A 21844-nucleotide genomic window follows, 5' to 3' on the forward strand; every position below is an offset into this window, starting at 1 on the left:
ATCCGTTATTTATGATAATCAACTAAGTATTATGATACTTGCGGACTGAGGTTCCGTTATTCACTCATAAAAACACAAAATTCACTCGTTTGATGGGTAATAGCGTCTCTCCTGTCCGCATACACACTCAAAATGTATGATTCGGACAAATAGCGGATACTCAGTCCGCTCGCATCAGAAAAGAGTGTTTACGATAGAAATTAAGCCATTGCGGCTATTAATCTCATCAATTTCGCATATCCATCTTGGGATATCCAAGTCTTGCTGATATAGCTGAGGATCATTACCCTGCGCGGACTTTTAGCGGTAGATTCAGACCCCGTGCTTCTCCATTAGAAGCTTTTGCCTTCAAGCCTTCTCCCCTCATTCCGTCCGCGCGAGCGGTCACAGATTCGCTCTATTAAGCCAAACCCAATATGCGCCTTGATAAAAACAATTGACATCAGAATTGCCTCGATGTTATATTGTGCATGCACGATATACACAATTTAGATGGAGGTTGGATATATGCTTGCATTAGATATTAAAAATTTAAATAAAAAATATGAACATTTTCATCTAAAAAACATCACTTTTCAACTGGAAAAGGGCTATATTATGGGATTTATCGGAGCCAACGGCGCGGGAAAAACAACCACTATAAAATCAATTTTGAATTTGCTTCATTTGGATAGCGGCGAAATCCGTATTTTGGGCAAGGAGATGGTCGAACACGAACTCGAATTGAAGCAAGAAATTGGCTCCGCCTTCGGAGACATCGATTTCTATACGCGAAGCAAAATCAAAACGTTAACGAACGTAATCAAAAAGTTCTATCATAATTGGAATGATGAAGCCTATTATAATTACCTGAAAAAATTTAATTTGCATGAAGACAAAAAAATAGCTGAATTATCGACCGGAATGAAAGTAAAATACAGCTTGGCCCTTGCTTTGTCACACGGCGCAAAGCTCCTTATTCTTGATGAACCTACAAGCGGACTTGATCCGGTAGCAAGAGATAATCTGTTGGATATATTCCAGGAACTGGTGGAAGATGGCGAAATTAGCATCCTGTTTTCGACTCATATCACATCCGACTTGGAAAAATGCGCTGATTATATTACTTTTATCGATAACGGACAAATCATCAACAGCTCTGAGAAAGAAGAATTTATTGATACCTATCGTTTGGTTAATGGGCGGTTTGACCAATTGGATTTGATAAAAGACCGGTTAATTTCCTACAAAAAGAATTCATTTGGCTTTACAGGCTTGATTCATACCAGAGACTTTGATCCCTCTTTGGATTTGAAGTCAACCTTGCCTAATCTTGAGGAAATTATGATCTATTTTTCGAAAAAGGAGGTTAATCATGTATAACTTGCTGATGAAAGAATTAAAGTTGGGCGTAAGTCCTTTCTTTTATGTGATGCCCTTTCTGACAGGCGCCTTAATGCTAATACCCGGATGGTTATATTTCCTTGTCCTCCTTTACTTTTGTTTTATCACGATACCGAATATGTTCGCAGGATATAAAACTCAGAATGATTTGATATTTACGGGCATGCTGCCAGTAACAAAAAAAGACATTGTAAAAGCAAAGATATCCGTTATTGTCATCCTGGAATTAATGCATATTGTTGTTGCAATGATATATGGCATGATTAGCATTCGTTTATATCCGAATATGATCTACTATTTTTTCAAACCATCCTTAGGTTTTTGGGGACTATGTTTCGTCATGATTGCGATCTTCAATATTATCTTTATATCCATGTATTATAAGACTGCATATAAATACGGCGCAGCAGCGATTGCATCCATTACAGCCGCTATGCTGTTTGCTGGAGGCGCAGAATGGCTCGGCATCCAGAATTCGTTCGTGTATGATCTTTTTAAAGGAGCGGGTACTGATCATTTGGCAACTCAATTATCGATCCTGATCGCGGGCATTTTGATATTTGCGATCTTTACGATTATCGCTTATCATATTGCCATCAAACGGTTTGAGAAAGTGGAAATATAATGAATATAGCTATATCGAACACATCTGATAAACCCATTTATCAGCAGCTTTTCGAACAAATCAGCGCACAAATTCTCAAGGGCGAATTAGAAAATGGGTATAGTTTGCCGCCCATACGTCATGCGGCCACGGAACTTCGTGTTAGTATCATTACCGTAAAAAAAGCGTGGGAAGAGCTCGAACGACTTGGTTTGATTTACACCGTTACCGGCAAAGGATGTTTTGTAGCCGAACTCTCGCCCGACGAGATGCTTCAAAAACGCAATGAAATGATCTTGAAGCAGATGGTTATTGACACTTCGTATTACAAATCTTTTGGCCTCACGATTGAAGAAGTTTTTGAGCTTTTGAAGAAAGCTTATTGAAAATGCAGATATGAACAGACAACCACGTCCTGAGGATGTGGTTGTCTTTGTTTTTTTGGTGGAGCCTAGGGGAATCCCATTCACCCACCCGCTCCTTGATATATGTATCCGATATTGAACAAGTTGGCTAAATAGTATAAAAATGGTTTAATTGGTTTGGTTAAACAACTCTAGCCATTAATAACTTCAAACCTTTGTAGCAATAGCCATATAACCAAATAATTAGCTGCGTAACCGACAATTTGACCAACTACTCCTATGATAAATGCCCCTCTATACTCCATTCGCGATTTAATGATCAGTTTCACAAAATGTAGAAACAATCGAATATTCATAACTTCCCACCTTTGATGAACATCTCCACATTAACCACCATGTATAACCGATCTTTTAATTGCTTTATGCCAAAGCAACTTCACTGCTCCCCATAATAATAAAATCCATATGCAGCCCTTTCCCAATATCATCATGACGTTACTCGTTTCAAGCTTCTCCATATATATAACTGCAGGTATAAATCCTAAAAATTGAAATGGAAGCAGGTCGGCGATAAATTTCCATTCTAATGAAATGAAAAAGTCGAACATCTCTCAAAGGCAGCTCGCCTCATCACCATCATCCAGCACCGCAAAAACCTTTGAATCACCAGGCGAAAATGTACTTCTGCCGCTACCCATACGCCATCTATACAAAAAAATCCATTTATTATTTATTCTGCCGTTCACTGTAGATGGAGCTCTGTATAAGCCACAGTTCCTTACTTGTAGAAATGTGAATTATTGTTGATATGCGATATCGCATATGCTATAATTAATCAAATTAAAAGGCAATGAAACCTAGGGTTCAACCTCGTTCAAGAATGAGGTTGGGCCCTTTTTTTCATGCCTTTTATCTATTTTAAAGGAGCGATCAAACCATGCAATTAGACGTCATGTATCACAGAATGAAACAAAACTGGTCCTATGCTTACGATGAGAAAACGCTTCATATTCGCCTGCGCACAAAAAGGGATGATGTTGATACTGTCGTCCTACATTGTGGGGATAAGTATGGCTGGGATCATACGAATTCCTCCGTTCCCATGGCGATATTTGCGTCAGATGAACGATTCGATTACTGGGAAGCTGCTATTCAGCCGCGATACCGCAGAACCGTCTATTATTTTGAAATTCGCAGCCAAGAGCAAGTCGTGTATATGCTCGAAAAAGGATTTTTTGATGAGGCCCCTGATGTCATTTATGAAGGATTGTTCGATTTCCCTTTCTTGAATCCTATCGATATTATTTCTCCTCCAGCATGGGTTAAAGACGCGGTATTTTATCAAATCTTCCCTGAGCGCTTCGCTAATGGGGACAAAAGCAATGACCCAGAGGGTGTATTGCCTTGGGGCGGAACACCAACTCCTACTAACTATTTTGGCGGCGATTTGCAAGGCGTACTTGATCATTTGGATTACTTATCCAAGCTTGGCGTTAATGCCATCTATTTCAACCCATTATTCCAAGCCACTACGAATCACAAATACGACACGCAGGACTATTTCAAGGTTGATGCACATTTCGGTACAAATGAGAAGCTCAAAGAGCTGGTTGAAGCCTGTCACCAAAGAGGCATTCGCGTCGTGCTCGATGCGGTATTCAATCATTGCGGCAATACGTTCCCTGCGTTTGTTGATGTTGTCAAAAATGGACCTAAATCCAAATATGCCGATTGGTTCTTCATTCGCGAATGGCCGCTGGATGTGAAGGAGGGCATCCCGACCTACGATACGTTTGGCTTTGAACCGATTATGCCGAAGCTGAATACTGAGAATCCAGAAGTACGGGATTATTTGCTTAGTATTGCTCGGTACTGGATCGAAGAAATTGGAATTGACGGCTGGCGGCTTGACGTTGCTAATGAAGTCGATCATCATTTCTGGCGTGAGTTCCGCAAAGCGGTTAAGGAGATCAATCCTGAGGCTTATATTTTGGGCGAAATTATGCATGATTCCATGGCGTGGCTGCAAGGCGATCAGTTTGATGCCGTAATGAACTATCCTTTCACAAACGCACTTTTAAATTTCTTTGCTCATTCTCGGATTGATGCAAAAGGCTTTGCTGATGCCATTCAGCGGCAGATTGCCAGCTACCCGCGCCAAGTCAATGAAACCTCCTTTAATTTACTCGGCAGCCATGACACGACTAGGCTGTTGACGTTGTGCCAAGGCAATAAAGCTCGGCTTAAGCTTGCGTATTTGTTTGAATTAACATTTGTTGGCGCTCCTTGTATCTACTACGGTGACGAGATCGGTATGGATGGCGATCATGATCCTCACAACCGCAAATGTATGGAGTGGGATGTCAACAAGCAAGATCAGAACTTGCTTACTTTCTTCCAAAACATGATCCATCTTCGTCTGAAGCATGAAGCGCTTCGTACAGGCAGCATCCGATTCTTGGCTCAAAGCAACAAGCAATTGCTGACCTACGAAAGAGAGAATGCCGATGAACGCTTCCTTATCGCGATCAATAATTCGGATGCTGTAGCAGCTTACTCACTTAGTGAGAACAACGAATATGAATGGATCGATGCGCTTTCCGGTGAGTCTATCAAATCCGGTACCAAGCAATTAAGCTTGCCAGCTTTCGGATACTCGATTCTTAAAGCTAAGGTTAAAGTTAAAGCTAGCGTGTAACGAAGGGATCGTCTTAAAATGAAAAAAAGGTCGAGATCGGGGTGATAGCCCTGGCTCGTCCTTTTTTTCTCAACACGAAAACTAACCAACTATCCTACTCAACAAGTAAAAATAATCGCCTGATACGGCTGAAGCTTCACCTTATTCGCTGATAGAGCGGCTGATGATAGCTGTCCCTGCCCGAAATGGCTATCAATTCCCACCTTCCACGCCGCATCAACATGCTGTAAAGGCGCCAATGACAGCTCCACAGCCTGTTCTCCACACAGATTAAAGCAGCAAATCAGTCGTTCCTCTTCGTCCATATATCCATACACAACAACATGTTCTGGAGATTCGGCGACAAAAAACTTTTCTGCATCCATCAGATTTCGCTTAAGGCTCTTGAATTCATGAAGCTCAGATAACAACGGAATCATCGATTCCGACTTTGACCAATCAATTTGCATCCGGTTGAAGAACGCCCGCGGAATGTCAGCTCCATCTGTATTATCGCCTAATCCGCAATTCAGCGGCAGCTCCTCGTTCATTTCAAATCCAGTCGTAATATATGGAATTGCATTCGGCAAAAACCCATTAAACACAGCGATCATTCGCGCCAGCGCTACGCCTCCCCTGCTCGTAATACGCGGGGTGTCCGCGGTCTCTGCGCAGGCAAATACATGAATGGCAAGCTGCGGAAGCTCCCGCAAGTATTCAGTTAAGTTGTCTTTGGTAATGTCAGTCATAATGTTCCAGCCACTGCCGAGCATAATGTTATAGCCCACTGCAGCCGCTTTCTGGTGATTGCGATTAAATAGATCCTCGCTAATGAGCAGCGCTTCCGGCTTGATTGATTTTACCACATTAAACATCTCATCAAGCAGCGGAACCGGCAGCACATGCCCAATATCGATGCGGAAGCCGTCAATGCCGTACGTGTTTAAATTGAAGCGCAGCCCTTCAATGAGCAAATCCCATAATTCACGGTTCGGCTTCTTTGCCGGGTAATAGTTGCATTTGATCGTATCAAATAATACATAAGGTGCCTGATCCGGTTTAATTAAATGCTCCACAAGCGGATTGTTATCCGCATACAAGCGCAGGAACGTAATGTCCGTCCATATCGGCTGAACATCATTGATCCAGTCCGAATGAGCAGGGGCCGTCGTAATCCCCATCTCCTCTTCAATTAAATGAAGCAGCTCCTCGCCTGTCTCTTGGGAACGATGCTTCAACTTCAACCAAAGCTCCTCATTCAGATCATTAGGCGGCAACGAAAATTTCGCTAAAAAAGCTGCCGTTTCACCACTTCGATACACCGTCTCGAGCTTGTCCGGTTTGCATTCCTCGAAGAAATCAAGCTCAGGAATTGGCGGCGGCGCGAAGCCCTCCAACGCTTCGTTGTGAATCCAATACACCCACTCAGGATGGTTACGAATCAAATCACTGTTTCTTGCAGTGACTCTAGGAATAAAGTCCACCGTCACTTTAATATCAAGGAGATGACATGCTGCTACAAGCGCAGACATTTCATCATTAAGCGTTATTGAAGTCATATCATCCAACAATGGATCATGAAGATTTGGATCGAGTTCGAACATCGATTGTACGGCGTACGGTGATCCGATATCACCTTTTAAGTTAATTGTGCTGTACCGTGTCACCGGGAGCATGTACAAAATGTTGACGCCCATTTGCTTGAGCAGCGGAAGCAGCAGAATCATTTTTAGAAAAGTTCCAGACTCAATGTTTCCGTCATGATCAGTGTCCCAAGCAGTAGAATAACGAACAAGCGAGGAGTAGATTACACTTTCATCCAGATTGGTTGCTTCCTCCAAGTGGTAACGATGTGCGTCTCTGCCCAGCTGCTCCAAATGAGCATCCAGAAACGGATAGGCTGCAACCAATATTTCACCTTGCTTCATCTCCAAAATATCCGCATAGCCACAAGTGTTCCAGACAGCTGGCAGCCATAACAGCGTTGTGTTTTCACTAATGCGTGAACGTATAAATGAAGAAATACGAGCCAGCGGGGACATGTCCTCTAGAACCATTGCTTGTTGCTTGGATGGATGATTATGCAGTTTCGTGTTCATTTCCACTTTCACCTTCCCCATCGTAAAAGATAATTTCGGTAAACTCTGTTTGATGATCTGTTGGCTCCCATGTTTTCGAAAATAAACCAACACTAATGACCGGCTCGCTTATTTTAAATGAACAAACTAGCTCCCAGTCCGCTTCACTTTCATGCTTGACTCGGAAATACAGCTCGTCACCACTTGCTTCGATGCACAATCGATGTTTTTCTTGCACATCCAATCTTGCAAACAATTCGTAGTTGTCCGTTCTCTCCGGGTAAAATACACCTAGCAGCTTGCGCCGGGCATTGCCAAACATTATTTTGCTATGATCCTTGAACTTGACGATTAGACCACTATGATAGCATGGGCCGTATTTGTTGCGATTTACCACAGTTGCTTCCATGCGGAATTGCTCCTTCGTCGGTGTTGCGAGTAGCTGAGGTGCTTCATCCTTCACGATCCACGTATCGTCGATTCGGGCTGTCGTATGAATCATGGTGAGGCTGTCCGCTTGCCATACTCCGTTTTGTGCATTCAAATTGAATTCCGCAAAATGACCGATTCCCGCAGAAGCTTCCTCGTTTAACGACCGTTCACGCAAATTAGCTCCTGCCAGCAATTGCCGAAGTGTATGGAAAAACATCGTCTCCATCTGGGCTATCCGCGTTGCTTCTATTTTAAGGTCTTTCACCTCATACCTGCGATCAGCTACCCGATCAAATAGTGCCAGCCGGAATTGTTCCCATTCCTCGCCGATGGCCATGCTGAGCAAGCGTAATTCATCAATACCCGACTGTTCCACCTGCAAAGATTCCATGAAAGAAAATAATTGATCATAATAGACTGACTTATAGTTAGTCAATGGTATAAGCTTTGTAATTCTGGATGTATCCCTGCGAACCTCGATTTCCTTCAGCATCTCTTCTTCTAAATAAATGATAAGTGAGCTGTCCTGCGTCCAACGCTCCAGCAGCTCCAAATGCTCACATAATAATGAGCGCTTATCCATTGCTTCTTGCACGTCAGCCCGTTCTTCCAGCGATAACAAATACGGAATCGAACCTTCTGGGCACCAATGCTGTGCATAAAAGCGGCTCATGCCGACTAATTGCTCCGTCTGAATGACGAAGTCCTTATAAACCGGCAGCGCCCCTCCTTCAATATGCATATTGTCCAGCATATAAACAAGGTCACGCTTCGCGTCGTAGCCTTTTATAACAAAATAATGCGTATGCGGCTCGCCTAAATAATGATTGGAATAATAAAGCCCATACAAATCCCCGGGAACTAACATCCGCTGCCCGTTCCTCAGCCCTTCCTGCAATAATGCTCTTAGCTCATTAGCATCGTTGAAGGTGACTTTACTTATATCCAATTGAAAAGCTTCTTTCAGCTTTTTCTCATATAAATCCACAAAATCCGCATTCGGCTCTTCCTCACGTTCAAACGGACTTTCTTTCCATTTATCTGCAAAAAAGGTCATATAAAAATTGTAGCGGAACAGGAACAGCTCAAAATATCCGCGTTGAAACGATTCAAACAGTATCGCCATCGGTTTCGTAAAGCAGTTAACCTGCTCCCAGCGATAGGCGTCTCGATTCGTTGTTATCGCGCCATTGATGGTAATGGCGGAAACTACCTCTTTGTTCACCGAAGTGTCTTGCCATGGCTCGAATACAAAAGCTCCATGCCGCTTTCGCAGCCGTTCCGCTAGTCCGCTCGCGGTTGGCTCGGCATACATATCCGATGCTTGTACCGGAATTCCGCGATCCTTCATAACAGAAATAACTTTTAATACATGAAGTGAATGCCCGCCAACTTCAAAGAAGTTGTCGGAATGACTAATATTATGTCCAGCCAAGATGGACAGCCAGCAATTTACAATCGTTCGCTCGAGCGAATATTCGACAGCTGCTGCTCCCTCATCCGTTTCGTCAGCTTCAGGCAGCGATACAGTCGCATGCGACGTTGTTAAACGCTTAGCTGCTTCTACGGACATTGCCGTTTCTAACTTCACTACTTGGGTTTTTGATGTTTGCGAATCAGCCATCAAAGCTGCTTGCGCTTGCGATACTCCCGTCGTTTGCTGGTCTGGCAGCGCTTTGCGATCCACTTTGCCATTTGGAGTAAGCGGCAATTGCTCCAATTGAATATATCGGGAGGGAAGCATATATCCCGGCAAATGTACCGCCAATTGACTTCTTAGCTCAGAAGACTCAAGCGGTCGATTCACCTTCACATAAGCAATCAACTCCTGAATGCCACTTGGGCTGATCCATACAACGACAGCGGCCATATGAACCGCTTCTAGCATCATCAGGCAGCTTTCAATCTCACCAAGCTCAATCCGATATCCACGAATTTTGACCTGCTGATCCATCCGGCCCAAATGCTGCAATTGCCCGTTTGGCAGCCATTTCGCCAGATCGCCTGTTCGGTACAGCTTTTGCCCAGACTCGAACGGATGCGGCACAAACTTCTCATCCGTCAGCTCCGGCCGATTCCAATATCCCCTTGCTAAGCCATAACCCGAAATACAGAGCTCACCAGCCATGCCGATCGGCAGCAGCTCCTGATGTTCACCTAAAATATAAACGGAGGTATTGGCGATCGGTCGCCCAATCGTAATCGCTTCTTCGCTTGTCAACTCCTGCATCGTAGACCAAACGGTCGTTTCTGTTGGTCCGAACATATTAAATAATCTTGCATTTGTAATCTGCGTCAGCTGCTCACGCAGCACAGCCGGAAATGGTTCTCCGCCGAGCAAAATATAGTTCAAAAGGCCAAGTGCCTCTGCTGCTCCCTCATCCGCAAGCAATAACAGCATTCGGGATGGGGTCGTTTGCAGCCATTGTATCCGCTCGTTAACGATTAGCTTATTAAGCAAAGCGCCATCCACTTGCTCAGCCTCGTCTGCAATTACAATTTTCATGCCAAAAGCAAGGGGGGCTAACGTTTCCAATACAAAAATATCAAACGATATCGTCGTCACGCACAGCATGATTGCCCCTTCTTCAAACGGCAGCTGTTCCTTCATCGCCGCTATGAAATTAATGAGGGAATGATGCTGAATCATTACGCCTTTTGGCTTTCCGGTAGATCCTGACGTATAGATCATATAGGCCAAATGGTCTGGTGTATTAACAAAAGACAACTGGTCATTATAGCGATCACCGCCGTCTATCGATTCATCCAACGGCTCATCAATAGATACCTCTAGACATTTTATCCCTAGCTCTGCCATTGCCTTTTGCTGGCGAAGCCCTCGCTGAACAAGCATCGTCTGTGCGCCGCTATCCTCCAGCAAATAAGCAATTCGATCACGTGGATATGCAGGATCAATCGGCAAATAAGCGCCGCCCGATAGTAAGACGCCATAAATAGCGACGATCATCTCTATTGAACGATTCGCCATTATAGCAACGATACGATTAGGACCTGCACCCGACTCGCGCAATTGCCAAGCGATTTGATCCGCTCTTTTATTCAGCTCCGAGTACGTCATCTCTTGATCCTTAAATGCCAGAGCAATGGCGTCTGGCCTTTGCGCAGCCCCTTCCTTCAACCATTCCACAATTGACTGGTAACGCGGCAGCTCAAGCTTTGTCTCATTGAATGCATAGAGCTGCTGCCGCCTTTCATCCTCAAGAACAACAGATAAGGAACTTATTCGTTGCTCAGAGTTATTAAGCAATTGCCTTAATAGATGACGCAGCACAGCAATCGTTTTCCCAATTGACTCATCTGTAAACAGGCTAGTCTTATATTGGATATCGATGGTATAGTCATTCTCGCCATTCCAATCATTGATGACAAATTGCAGCGCATTGCCCTGATTACCGCTATATACTTCGCGATGTTTTACAGTCATGCCATCCAGCTCTGTCAACAAAGTTGTATTAAACACGTTAACGGAAACTTGAAATACTTGCTCCAGACCAATCCTGCGCAGCTCAAGCTGCTGGACAAGCAGATCATAAGGATACTTCTGATGAGAGTGACTCCGCCGAATGATACGATTAAGTCTCTCAAAAAAAAGAGATACCTGCTCAGTTGCATCCATCTGTACTCGCAATGGCATCGTACTGGTGAATACACCAAATATTTTCTTCTCCAATTTCCCACTGCGATTAAATACTGGCGTCCCGATGACGAGATCATCCCGCATAAGCGTTCGTTGCAAATAAAGCAGGACAAGCCCCGTCAGCATCGTATTTTCCGTACAGCCAAGCTTCTGCGCCAGCTTTCTGAGCGCCCCCGTATCTTCTTCCCCTAATCGGAATGATTGCCTCGCGCCTGCAATGCAGCTGCTGCTGTCCTCTGGGAACATCGGCTCTGGCAAATGCTGAAGACTTTCTTGCCAAAATAATCGATCACGCTCGGCACGGCTGGAAGCCAAATACGTTTGCTCCTGATGTCGCCAGCTCAAATATCCGGTAGCCTCTTCATCAAGAACATTCTCACCCTGCAGCAATAGCTGCTCATACCTCTTGCCAATACCATCAATAAATAATTGCAGAGACCAGCCATCCCCGATCATATGATGAAACAACGTCAAGAAACCGCAATGCTGCTCACTAATACGGAACATCGTAATTCGAAATAAGCAGCCGTCCATGAGGGGAATAGGCGTATTCTCCTCACGGTCTAACCATTGCTGCATGGCTTGCTCGGGATCATCTTCTACCGAGAAATCCATAAATGCTGTAACGTCTTCTGCAAGTCCACTCTGTACGAATTGCTTCAGCTCGCCGTCTTCCTGTACGAATCGAAGCCGAAACGCCTCATGCTGATGGAGAACCAAACGAATCGCATGCTCCAGCAGCTTAAAATCCACTTCGCCCTCGATCCGGCTTAAACAGCCCACGACATGAATAGGGCTTGCTTCATACCGTTGCTCCACGTAACTAATCCGCTTCTGAGGATGTGTTAAAGGAACTAGCTGCACCTCATTTAACACAGATTCCATATTTAAGCCCTCCTTTGCGCATCATGTTAGCGACATCTATGCAGATATGCTTTCCTCACTAGTCGTTAAATTACGTACCCACTTACCTGAGCGGAGCCGCTGCCAGCCAATGACGAACCGAACTAATTCTTCCAATGAGAGGAAAAAATATACCCAGAAAATCGGCTGCTTCCATACAACGGACAGCAGTAAGCCAAGCGGTACGCCGACCAGCCACGTAGCGGCCGATTCCATTGCAAAGACGAATTTGCTGTCTCCTCCACTTTGCAACACGCCTCCAGCCATAATCATATTGGCAACCTTCACCCAAATAAACGCTGCGAACACCCACAAAATATAAACGGAAAGCTGATCTGCTTCTGCGGATACCTGGAACAATTTCGTATAAAGCGGCGCAATTAGAGCAATCACCACACCTAATACAAATGCGGCAGCAATACCAAACCGAATAAGCCGCTTAGCATATTGTTGCGCAATTACAGGTTCGCCAGCTCCGAGCTTATTGCCAACCATAACAGCAGCAGCCCCGCTAATACCGGTCAATAAGCCAATCATTAATCCTTGCAACGGGAACGTAATCGTCATCGCTGTCATTTCAACCGTGCCCATGCGGCTGTAAATAATCGCATAAACCGCCTCACTTAAAACCCATACCAATTCAGTCAGTACAAGCGGATACATCGTAATGAGAAACTTGTTTGCGAGCGGCTTTGAAATGCTACCCAGCTCTTTAAGTGACGTGCCGCCAGGCAGACGATATTTGTAGACGGACCCAATAATAAGCATGCTTTCAACTACACGTGAGATTAAGGTGGCATAAGCCGACCCTGCCAGCCCTAATTTCGGCAAGCCAAAATGACCAAAGATGAGCAAATAATTCAACACAATATTCAAAATGACCGTAAATAAACTAATATACATAGGAAACTTCACATGCCCTGTACTCCGCAGCATTGCAGAGTACAACATCGTCAGCATGGCTGGAACGAAGCTAATTGCAATAATTTGCAAATAAATGCGCCCATCGCTAAGAATGCTGCTATCCTTCGTAAACAAGGACAATAACAAGTCTGGTTTGGCAATGATTATTGCCGCGAACACTAGCGATAAAGCGAGACCAATAGCGAGTCCAAGGCCAAGCAGCTGCGAGATGCTTTTCCGATCCTTGCTGCCCCAATATTGCGCCACATAAATCGAAAGCGCACCAGCAAGGCCAGCTAATACAACCGATACAACGCTGTTAATTTTGCTCGCAATACCTACCGTTGCAATAGCGGTATCGCCAAGCTGTCCGACCATCACTTGATCCGTCATAAACAGCAATGACATCACTAAGCTTTGAAGCGTAATCGGAACAGCCAGTTGGAGAAGTGTTTTATAAAAACTTTTATTTTCGACTTTAGCCATGTCTGTGCCTCTTTCCTAGCAATAACTTATCAGCTTATCCATTCATTCGCTGCTTCTGATCTTACATAACGCATTAACGTATAATTTCTTTTAATTTGAATATCTGCTACTTCAAATTTTTTCGTATACGACAAATCATTGTAGCCTTGGCCGTCTACGAGCGAAATGTTCGAGGCACCGCCGATAATGATTGGAAGCTGCATCAAAATAATTTCATCAACTAAATCAAGATCAAACACATGCCAGTTCAGCATGCCTCCCCCTTCTACCATCAAATGACGGAATCCATAATTCTTTTCTAGCAAAGGGAATAGTTTTCCGAAATCGACAAGCTCTTGACCGCATACGATCACCTCTTTGCCCCGGCTCCGAATCCATTCCTTCTTCTCTTCGTCTGCTCCTTGCTCTGTCGTTATCATAATGGTACGTTCATCGTCCATAAATATATTGCTGTCGAGCGGCAAATCCATCGTTCTTGTCGGCACGAGACGAACCGGATTTTTTCCCGTTTCATAACGATTCGTTAGAAAGGGATTGTCTGTACAAATCGTATTTTTGCCGACCATTATCCCGTCCACTTGCCCACGAAAGCGATGAATGAACTCCATATCCTCCTGCGTAAACAATTGAAACAATTCCTTGCTTGAATACCCGCTTCCGAACGTTAATTTGCCATCAATGGACACTTGGCTGAACACGGTTACTTTCATTCCTTTCATCCTCCTCTTTTTTTTCAAGCAAAAACTGCTCGATCTGCGCCACAACTTCCTCCGACACATCCACCATCTTGCGACAAGCGCCCTCAGCATTCCCCTGCTCTAGCTCCGCTAGACCTGCTTCCATACCTACCCAAGCTGCAATCATGAACGGGCTGACCGGAATCGGTCTACTCGCGTTCGCCATTGCAATTAAGTTTTGTCTGTTCGGGTCTGCGGTCGCTTGAAGCTTCTCCATCGCTCCCGTCCGTACAGGAATTCGCTGTGCCCGCTCTGCCCAAGCAAGCTGGCTCTCATCCTCCAGCAGGAACGCAGCAAACTTGCGGATATCGTCGCCAAGACTTGTGTTAATGGAATCGTTGGGGAAAATAAGTCCAATTGAAGAGGACATCGAAAAGGAAGCTTTGCCAGCAATCGCAGGCAAATGTGCAACTCCCAGCTCATCGCCCATCTCGCGCTGCAAGTAGTTGTAAATCCACTCGCCCGTAATAATTGCACTGATTTGTCCAGCTAAAAACTGCTCCAGCAGCTCGGTCGCACCGTCAAAGCTTTTTAATACGCCTTTTTCTCGTTGATTATGAACGTAGGCGATAGCCGCCTCCATCTCAGGGGTGCCTAGGCTCGGTTTATTGTTATGCATCGGCCAGCCGCCAAACGCTGTCAGCAACGGGATGAAGCTGTACGACTGCTTGATATCTATTCCAACAGGTGTAATTCCTTTGTCATTCAGCTCCGCAGAACGCTCGCTCCACTCCTGCCAATCCAGTGGCGGATTCTTGTACAACCCGCGATTATAATATAAAGCTAGATGGTTGCCTGTCAGAATAGGCAATCCTGCTTGATAGCCGTCCACCAGCATCGATTGTAAAACATGCTCACCAATAATCCCCTCATACCAAGCAAGCGGAACCGCAGACAACAAAGCACTTTCCTTGTATGACGCCATGTCTGAAGGGACGATTGCCATATGAGGCCCTTCTCCTGTCCGATGAATATGCTTTATTCGCTCCCCCAGCTCCGTAATGCTCATTGACTCCAGCCTAATATGTACGCCATGCTGCTCCTCGAATTTTTCACATAGCTGCTCAAGCACTTCAATAGACGTATCTCCTTGCCCATCAAATTCATGCCAAATAACAAGCTCCGTCAATTCATCATCCCCTTATCTTTCATCCATTTGTATCTCAAGGAATAAATACGGTTTTCATCGTTTCCTTCACTTGCCCGCTCTCTTGCGCTTTGCTTACGTTCAGCAGCTCCGCAATTGCTATTTCATGCTCATCAAGTCGGTACCTCTTCGTAACCATGCCGTCTAGCTCATTCAATTCCGAAGCAAGCTTTAGCGCGTCTTGAAACGTATTCAGATATTCACCTGCTCCAATCACCTTAATCCCTTGCTGCAAATAGCTCGTCGGTTTGAACGTGTGCTGGAAGCCAGCATGAATGCCAAACGGAACAATTCGGCCACCCCTGTCAACAAAACGTTCTGCGGTATGAAATTGATTGCCTACAGCATCAATAACAACGTCGAATTTACGCTCACCTAACCATTTGCTGACAATCGCTTCATTCAACAGCTCCGGGTGAATCGCAACGTCTGCGACAGAAGCTGCTTGCTGAAGACGGTGGGGATTCACCTCCGTAGCTGCTACGAAGCCAGCCCTTCTTTTGCCTACAATTTGACATAGCAGTCCCATTGGACCAGAGCCAAGCACGAGTACAGCATCGTCAGTACGCACTTGCGCCTCATTGTAATTGTGCAGAACGCATGCCAAAGGCTCAATGAATACCGCTTGTTCCCAGGTCATATGATCCGGTATAAGATGTACAAACTGCTCATCCGTTACGAAAAAACGCGCAAACGTTCCTGACTCTGTGATGCCGGATATAGCCATTCCATCTCCATTTACCCCAGAGCATAAATGTGGTTTGTCCCTTCTGCAAAATCGGCATCGTCCGCAGTTTTTGTTCGGGTCAATGACTACCCGGTCGCCTACGCGTATGCTAGAAACCTCCCTCCCGACTTCAACGACAACACCTGCCGCTTCATGCCCTCTAATGACGTCATAGTCTCCCCTCTCCTTGCCTGCTGCCACAGCGAGATCTGTTCCACATATTCCAGTCATCGCAATTTCAACCTTTACTTGCCAAGGTGATCCGATCTGAGGCTCCAGAGCAGTGATAAGCTCCAGCCTATTACTGCGTGACCACACAATTGCTTCCATTCGATTACGCTCCTTTTCTAGAGTTGTGCACAGTGTTATGGGTCGTGTGACGCCGGAGCAGCCGATAACCAAATGCAGGCAGTTCCATCGCAAGCATCCCCGCTTTCGCAATCAGCACCTCGCCTGACCACACATCCACCCAATGCTCATCAGCATTCGTATCCTTTACCGGAACGGACAATGCTGCGGCTTGCTCGGATACATTCATCGCTACGATAAAATGCTCGCTGTCATCCCATCGCTCATAAGCGATTTTGTGATCTCCCGCTTCCGCATGCAAAAACCGATATCCACCATAACGAAGTGCTGAATATTGCTTGCGCATAACGATCATTTGTTGATAGAACTCAAATAATTGGCTGTCTTGACGGTCCTCATCCCAAATCATGCAGCGCCGATTATCTGGGTCATCTCCCCCGCTCATCCCAATCTCATCGCCATAATAAATACACGGCGCACCGTAATACGTGAATTGAAACAATACAGCCAGCTTTAGCTGTTCCGTATTGCCTTGACACAGAGTCAGCATTCGCGCTGTATCATGACTCCCTAGCAACTGGAAAGACGCCTCCACTACTTGCAGCGGATAAGCAACCATTTGGGCGCTTACGGTATCAGCAAATTCCTTGCCATCGATTCGACGAGCAGCAAAGAACTGAATAGCGCTATAACGAACAGGGTAATCCATCACCGCATCCAGCTGGTCCCCTTGCAGCCAAGCCATCGCATCATGCATCATTTCACCAACCAAATACACATCCGGCTTAATCGCTTTTACCGAATCTCGAAACGTTCTCCAAAACCGATGATCAATTTCGTTCGCAACATCGAGCCTGAATCCGTCAATATCACATGTTTTTAGCCAAAACACTGCTATATTAACTAAATATTCAATCAATTCTGAATTTGACGTGTTGAACTTTGGCAAGTTAGCTTCGTAACCGAACGTTTCATACGCCGGTGCGTCGCTCTGCTTATTCCATTCATCCCTCCATATAAACCAGTCCGCATATGGTGATAGCCGCTTATTTTTCATCACATCGACAAATGGCGGAAACGCATGTCCACTGTGATTGAACACAATATCAAGCAGCACTCGAATGCCTCGTTGATGGCACTCATCCACCAGCTTTTTTAACAATTCATTATCGCCAAACTGACGATCTATGTTGTAATAATCTGCTGTATCATACTTATGATTCGTCTCCGCCTGAAACAATGGAGTAAAGTAAATACATGTAATGCCAAGCCTCGTCAAGTAATCCAACCGATCAAGCACACCTTGCAAATCACCGCCGAAAAAATTAAGTTTCGTAGATGTCGCTTCCCATTGCTCGGTCTGCACTGGATCGTTAGCATGATCACCATTAGCAAATCGATCAGGGAAAATTTGATACAATACAGCATCCTTCACCCAAGCCGGTGGAGTGATTCTGTCACTCTCATGTGCATAGGGGTATTCAAAATTACCAAAATCATATTCTGCCGCATATTCCTTGCACCAACGCTCCGCGTAATACAGCGATTGATCTCCTGCATGCAGCAGAAACCGGTAGCTAAGCCTGCCGAATATTGGCTGTACTTGTACTTCCCAATAATCATAAAGTGCGTCAGACAGCAGCTTGTACATATCAGCCTTTTGTTCTGTCTTGTACCAGTTATACTTGTCCCCATAACAAACCTGAACACTTTCGACATCATTTTTCATCGTCCGCAGCCTTAAATAAACGACATTTTGTTCATAAATAAATGCCCAATTTTGCTTGTGTCTATGGTACAGCGCCTCTACGTTCAATCCGTTCACCTCTTTCTTGAAACAAAAAAAAGCACAACCTCGACTAGCCGAGGTTGTACTTTTCAGTAGCATTGCCTGCATTTGAGATTGAGTATAGCATCAAAAAATTGTAAATTCAATATGTTATTTACTAAAAAAAAAATCAAACGGGCTATTGACAATCAACGCTTTTCACTCATAAAATATTAGGCATAACCTCGAAAGTTTCCAAAAATAAGGGCTATGCCTTTTTGAACCGTAATGCGGTTTAAGAACAACCCCGGATCTCTTTTTTTAAGAGAACGCTCCGGGGTTGTTTTTATTTTGGGAACAAAGTCAAATAAGGGGGGAATAATAACGGCTCCAAGCAACAACCATCAAAATTGTAAGCGAATACAAAAAAGAAAGGTGTGTTCTTAGTGGCTCAAAAAATTTCGAGACCCGTCATTTATCTACTATTTGCTCTATTGCTATCACTTGCCCTGCTTACGCCTATCGGCAGTAAATCTATTGTTGAATCAGCACCAGCTACATCTGTTCAAAACAAACAAAACTTCTCTACGGATGTCATTTATCAGATCGTAACCGACCGTTTCTCTGACGGCAACGCAGCTAACAATCCGACAGGAAACGCTTTCTCTGCTGGATGTGCCAACATGCGCGTCTATTGCGGCGGAGACTGGGCTGGTATCGTAAACAAAATTAACGACAACTATTTTACCGATATGGGTATTACAGCACTTTGGATTTCACAGCCGGTTGAAAATATTTTTTCTGTTATTACAAACTCTGGTGTTCACAATACTCCATATCATGGATATTGGGCACGCGATTTTAAAAAGACGAATCCTGCTTTTGGCAGCATGACGGATTTTCAAAATCTGATCAATGCAGCGCATGCCAAAAACATCAAAATCGTCATCGATTTTGCACCAAATCATACCTCGCCTGCATCAGAAGATGATCCTTCGTTTGCCGATAACGGCAGGCTTTACAATAATGGAACATTAGTTGCAGGCTACACAGGCGATACTAACGGCATCTTCCATCACAATTTAGGAACAAACTTCTCGTCCACAGAAGATGGCATTTACCGCAATTTGTACGATCTTGCCGATATTAGCCATAACAGCAACACAATCGATACTTACTTTAAAGATTCCATTAAGCTTTGGCTGGATATGGGCATTGACGGCATTCGTGTTGATGCAGTAAAACATATGCCTTTCGGCTGGCAGAAGAGCTGGATGTCTTATATTCATAATTACAAGCCTGTTTTTACTTTCGGGGAATGGTTCCTTGGAACTAACGAAATTAGCCAAGAGAATTACAGCTTCGCAAATAATTCAGGGATGAGCTTGCTGGACTTTGAGTTCGGTCAGAAGGTACGCCAAGTGTTCCGCGACAATACAGCAAATATGTATAATTTGGACACTATGATCTCTGGCACTGCTTCTGCTTATACGCAAGTAGCCGATCAAGTTACTTTTATCGACAATCATGATTTAGACCGCTTCCAAGTAACAGGTGCATCCAGCCGCAAGCTGGAACAAGCGCTTGCATTCACTCTAACTTCACGCGGCGTTCCTGGTATCTACTACGGTACAGAACAATATTTGACAGGCAATGGCGATCCTAACAATCGCGGCATGATGAATTCCTTCAGCAAAACAACAACGGCATACAATGTCATTAAGAAGCTGGCGCCGCTTCGCAAATCGAACCCAGCAATGGCTTACGGTTCGACGCAGCAGCGCTGGATCAACAACGATGTATATGTTTATGAGCGCAAATTCGGCAACAATGTTGCTGTGGTTGCTATTAACCGTGGCAGCTCAAGTGTTTCCATCAACGGATTGCTTACTTCTTTGGCAGCAGGCACGTATGCCGATGTTCTTGGCGGAACGCTGAACGGCAACAGCATAACAGCTGCAAGCGGTGGTGCAGTTAATACCTTCTCACTTGCTGCAGGCGCAGTTGGTGTATGGGAATACACAGCAGCATCTGCTGCTCAAATCGGAAACTTCGGTCCAGAAATGGGCAAAGCAGGAAACACTGTAACAATCGACGGAACAGGCTTTGGCGCAACAAAAGGAACCGTATTCTTCGGAACAACTGCTGTAACTGGCGCTAATATCACTTCATGGGAAGATACACAAATTAGAGTTATCGTTCCAAGCGTAGCAGCGGGCAAATACAATGTGATGATCCGTACAGCAGCGTCTGTAGACAGCAATGCTGTTGCTAGCTACAACGTGCTTACAGGCACACAGGTAACCGTTCGTTTCGTAGTAAACAACGCTACAACTGTCCCTGGCGAAGCCATTTATCTTGCTGGAAATGTAGCAGAACTTGGCGGATGGGATACGAATAAAGCGATTGGCCCTATGTACAATCAAGTCATCTATTCTTACCCAACTTGGTACTTTGATGTGAGTGTGCCAGCAAATACGACTTTAGAATACAAGTACTTCAAGAAAAATGGTTCGACAGTCACTTTCCAAGGCGGAGCGAATAAGACATTCGTCACTCCAGCAAGCGGAGTTGCTACCGTTACAATTGGATGGTAATCGCTTAACATCCTGATCAACTAGAGCCGCAACAAAAATCCCGCAGGACTCATCTATTCGAGATGGTGTTCCTTGCGGGATTATTTTTTTAATGATTAGGCTCAGAGAACCGTCTTTTTATAAAGCTCCGACCATTCGTATATGCTTACCGAATCTGGAAAGTCATCTCGATCAGCGCAAACAGACAGCTTGAAATGGGGATCCATTTGATATTGCTGAAAACTAAAAGCTTGATCTTCAACATTTTGATTAACCGTATAACGTCCTGCTAATTCATCCCACCGAATTACAAATGAATCTAAAGGGATTGACAGACCTTTGCCAACTGCCTTTATGAAGCTTTCCTTTAATGTCCAAAGGTCGTAAAAGTATGACAGCCCTCCCTCTTCTCCTTTTGCAACCAAATCAACGTATTCTTCAGGGGCAAAAAATCGTTTGGCTACGTCGTTCTCAATTGGACGAACTTCTTCAATATCTATTCCGACCAGCCCTCCGTCCCCTACAATGGCAGCAACCCACGTTCCTGAATGAGAAAGATTGAAAGAAAAGCTCTGATCCAAAGCCAAGGTTGGCTTGCCATACGGATTGTATACAAAGGTTATCTCTTGATTCTCCATACGGTACTTCTCCATAATGATTGAACGAATTAATAGATCAGCCAACAACGCTCTATTTGCATCAGCTCTCTGCTTAAACCGACTAATCCGCAGCTTTTTGTCCTCCGAAACAGCATTCAATAGCTTTGCAAACAGCTCAGTATCTATTTGGTCAGGAACTTGCAGTACGTATATCTCTAACATGTTCATGCTCCTTTTTTATACGTAGTACTGTGCCTGTGCTTCCCACATCTCGCGATATTTTTCGCACTTCATCGTCAATAGCTCACAAAAACCCTTGCTACGCAAGGGTTGAAGTTTGGTGGAGCCAAGAGGGGTCCTGCTCTTACTAACTCGCTTATCTAGCATAGGATGACCGAATCTTTGATCAAATAGCTGACGAACTGACGAAAATAAATCGAAGAAGACTTTTAGCGATAAATTCAGACACCGTGCTCCTACATTAGAAGTATC

14 protein-coding genes are annotated in these 21844 nt (G+C 44.6%); 5 read left to right on the plus strand and 9 right to left on the minus strand.

The annotated features are described in order from the left end of the window. The first annotated feature begins 507 nt into the window (after nucleotides 1-507). Genes A7975_RS13500 through A7975_RS13510 form a run of 3 tightly spaced genes read left to right on the plus strand, consistent with a single transcriptional unit; the run spans nucleotide 508 to nucleotide 2373 of the window. Entirely contained in the window at nucleotides 508-1362 is an 855-nt protein-coding gene (locus A7975_RS13500) for an ABC transporter ATP-binding protein (RefSeq protein WP_065385428.1), read from the plus strand. Then, complete coding sequence (locus A7975_RS13505) at nucleotides 1355-2008, plus strand: ABC-2 transporter permease (protein ID WP_053377212.1); 654 nt, start codon at nucleotides 1355-1357, stop codon at nucleotides 2006-2008. The genes A7975_RS13500 and A7975_RS13505 overlap by 8 nt, the downstream gene beginning before the upstream one ends. Further along, on the plus strand, nucleotides 2008-2373 hold the full coding sequence (locus tag A7975_RS13510) for a GntR family transcriptional regulator (protein ID WP_053377213.1): 366 nt from the start codon (nucleotides 2008-2010) through the stop codon (nucleotides 2371-2373). Before A7975_RS13505 ends, A7975_RS13510 begins: the two co-directional genes overlap by 1 nt. A 365-nt stretch (nucleotides 2374-2738) precedes the next feature. Here the strand turns inward: A7975_RS13510 and A7975_RS35415 are convergent, their stop codons facing one another. Then, a complete protein-coding gene (locus A7975_RS35415; RefSeq protein WP_065385429.1) occupies nucleotides 2739-2960 on the minus strand; it encodes an ABC-2 family transporter protein in 222 nt (73 codons plus the stop codon). A gap of 329 nt (nucleotides 2961-3289) precedes the next feature. Between A7975_RS35415 and A7975_RS13520 the strand changes: the two genes are divergently transcribed. Further along, nucleotides 3290-5050 (plus strand): alpha-glycosidase, encoded by a 1761-nt coding sequence (locus A7975_RS13520; protein ID WP_065385430.1) that lies wholly within the window; start codon nucleotides 3290-3292, stop codon nucleotides 5048-5050. Between the two features lie 98 nt (nucleotides 5051-5148). On the opposite strand, the gene A7975_RS13525 is transcribed toward A7975_RS13520, so the two are convergent. From A7975_RS13525 to A7975_RS13555, 7 genes are read right to left on the minus strand one after another with little or no spacing between them, the layout of a single operon-like run. Then, nucleotides 5149-7128 carry an alpha-amylase family protein gene (locus tag A7975_RS13525; RefSeq protein WP_065385431.1) on the minus strand — a complete coding sequence of 660 codons (1980 nt, stop codon included), beginning with the start codon at nucleotides 7126-7128 and terminating at the stop codon, nucleotides 5149-5151. After that, nucleotides 7109-12082 (minus strand): non-ribosomal peptide synthetase, encoded by a 4974-nt coding sequence (locus A7975_RS13530; RefSeq protein WP_065385432.1) that lies wholly within the window; start codon nucleotides 12080-12082, stop codon nucleotides 7109-7111. The genes A7975_RS13525 and A7975_RS13530 overlap by 20 nt, the downstream gene beginning before the upstream one ends. A gap of 36 nt (nucleotides 12083-12118) precedes the next feature. After that, a complete protein-coding gene (locus A7975_RS13535; protein ID WP_065385433.1) occupies nucleotides 12119-13489 on the minus strand; it encodes an MATE family efflux transporter in 1371 nt (456 codons plus the stop codon). A 29-nt stretch (nucleotides 13490-13518) separates the two neighbouring features. Next, nucleotides 13519-14199 carry a dihydrofolate reductase family protein gene (locus A7975_RS13540; protein WP_065385434.1) on the minus strand — a complete coding sequence of 227 codons (681 nt, stop codon included), beginning with the start codon at nucleotides 14197-14199 and terminating at the stop codon, nucleotides 13519-13521. Next, nucleotides 14165-15355 (minus strand): sugar ABC transporter substrate-binding protein, encoded by a 1191-nt coding sequence (locus A7975_RS13545; RefSeq protein ID WP_065385435.1) that lies wholly within the window; start codon nucleotides 15353-15355, stop codon nucleotides 14165-14167. The genes A7975_RS13540 and A7975_RS13545 overlap by 35 nt, the downstream gene beginning before the upstream one ends. A 34-nt stretch (nucleotides 15356-15389) precedes the next feature. After that, a complete protein-coding gene (locus A7975_RS13550) occupies nucleotides 15390-16430 on the minus strand; it encodes a zinc-dependent alcohol dehydrogenase (protein ID WP_053377221.1) in 1041 nt (346 codons plus the stop codon). 4 nt (nucleotides 16431-16434) lie between these two features. Continuing rightward, complete coding sequence (locus A7975_RS13555; RefSeq protein ID WP_065385436.1) at nucleotides 16435-18225, minus strand: alpha-glycosidase; 1791 nt, start codon at nucleotides 18223-18225, stop codon at nucleotides 16435-16437. A 398-nt stretch (nucleotides 18226-18623) separates the two neighbouring features. On the opposite strand from A7975_RS13555, the gene A7975_RS13560 reads away from it, so the two are divergent. Continuing rightward, the gene (locus A7975_RS13560; protein ID WP_483295918.1) at nucleotides 18624-20774 is read left to right on the plus strand and encodes an alpha-amylase family glycosyl hydrolase; all 2151 of its coding nucleotides are present in this window, start codon (nucleotides 18624-18626) and stop codon (nucleotides 20772-20774) included. A 101-nt stretch (nucleotides 20775-20875) separates the two neighbouring features. On the opposite strand, the gene A7975_RS13565 is transcribed toward A7975_RS13560, so the two are convergent. Continuing rightward, a complete protein-coding gene (locus tag A7975_RS13565; RefSeq protein WP_065385437.1) occupies nucleotides 20876-21574 on the minus strand; it encodes a 4'-phosphopantetheinyl transferase family protein in 699 nt (232 codons plus the stop codon). Nucleotides 21575-21844: the final 270 nt, after the last annotated feature.

The organism is Bacillus sp. FJAT-26390 (assembly GCF_001682865.1).
In the GTDB taxonomy this organism is placed as follows: Bacteria; Bacillota; Bacilli; order Paenibacillales; family Paenibacillaceae; genus Pristimantibacillus.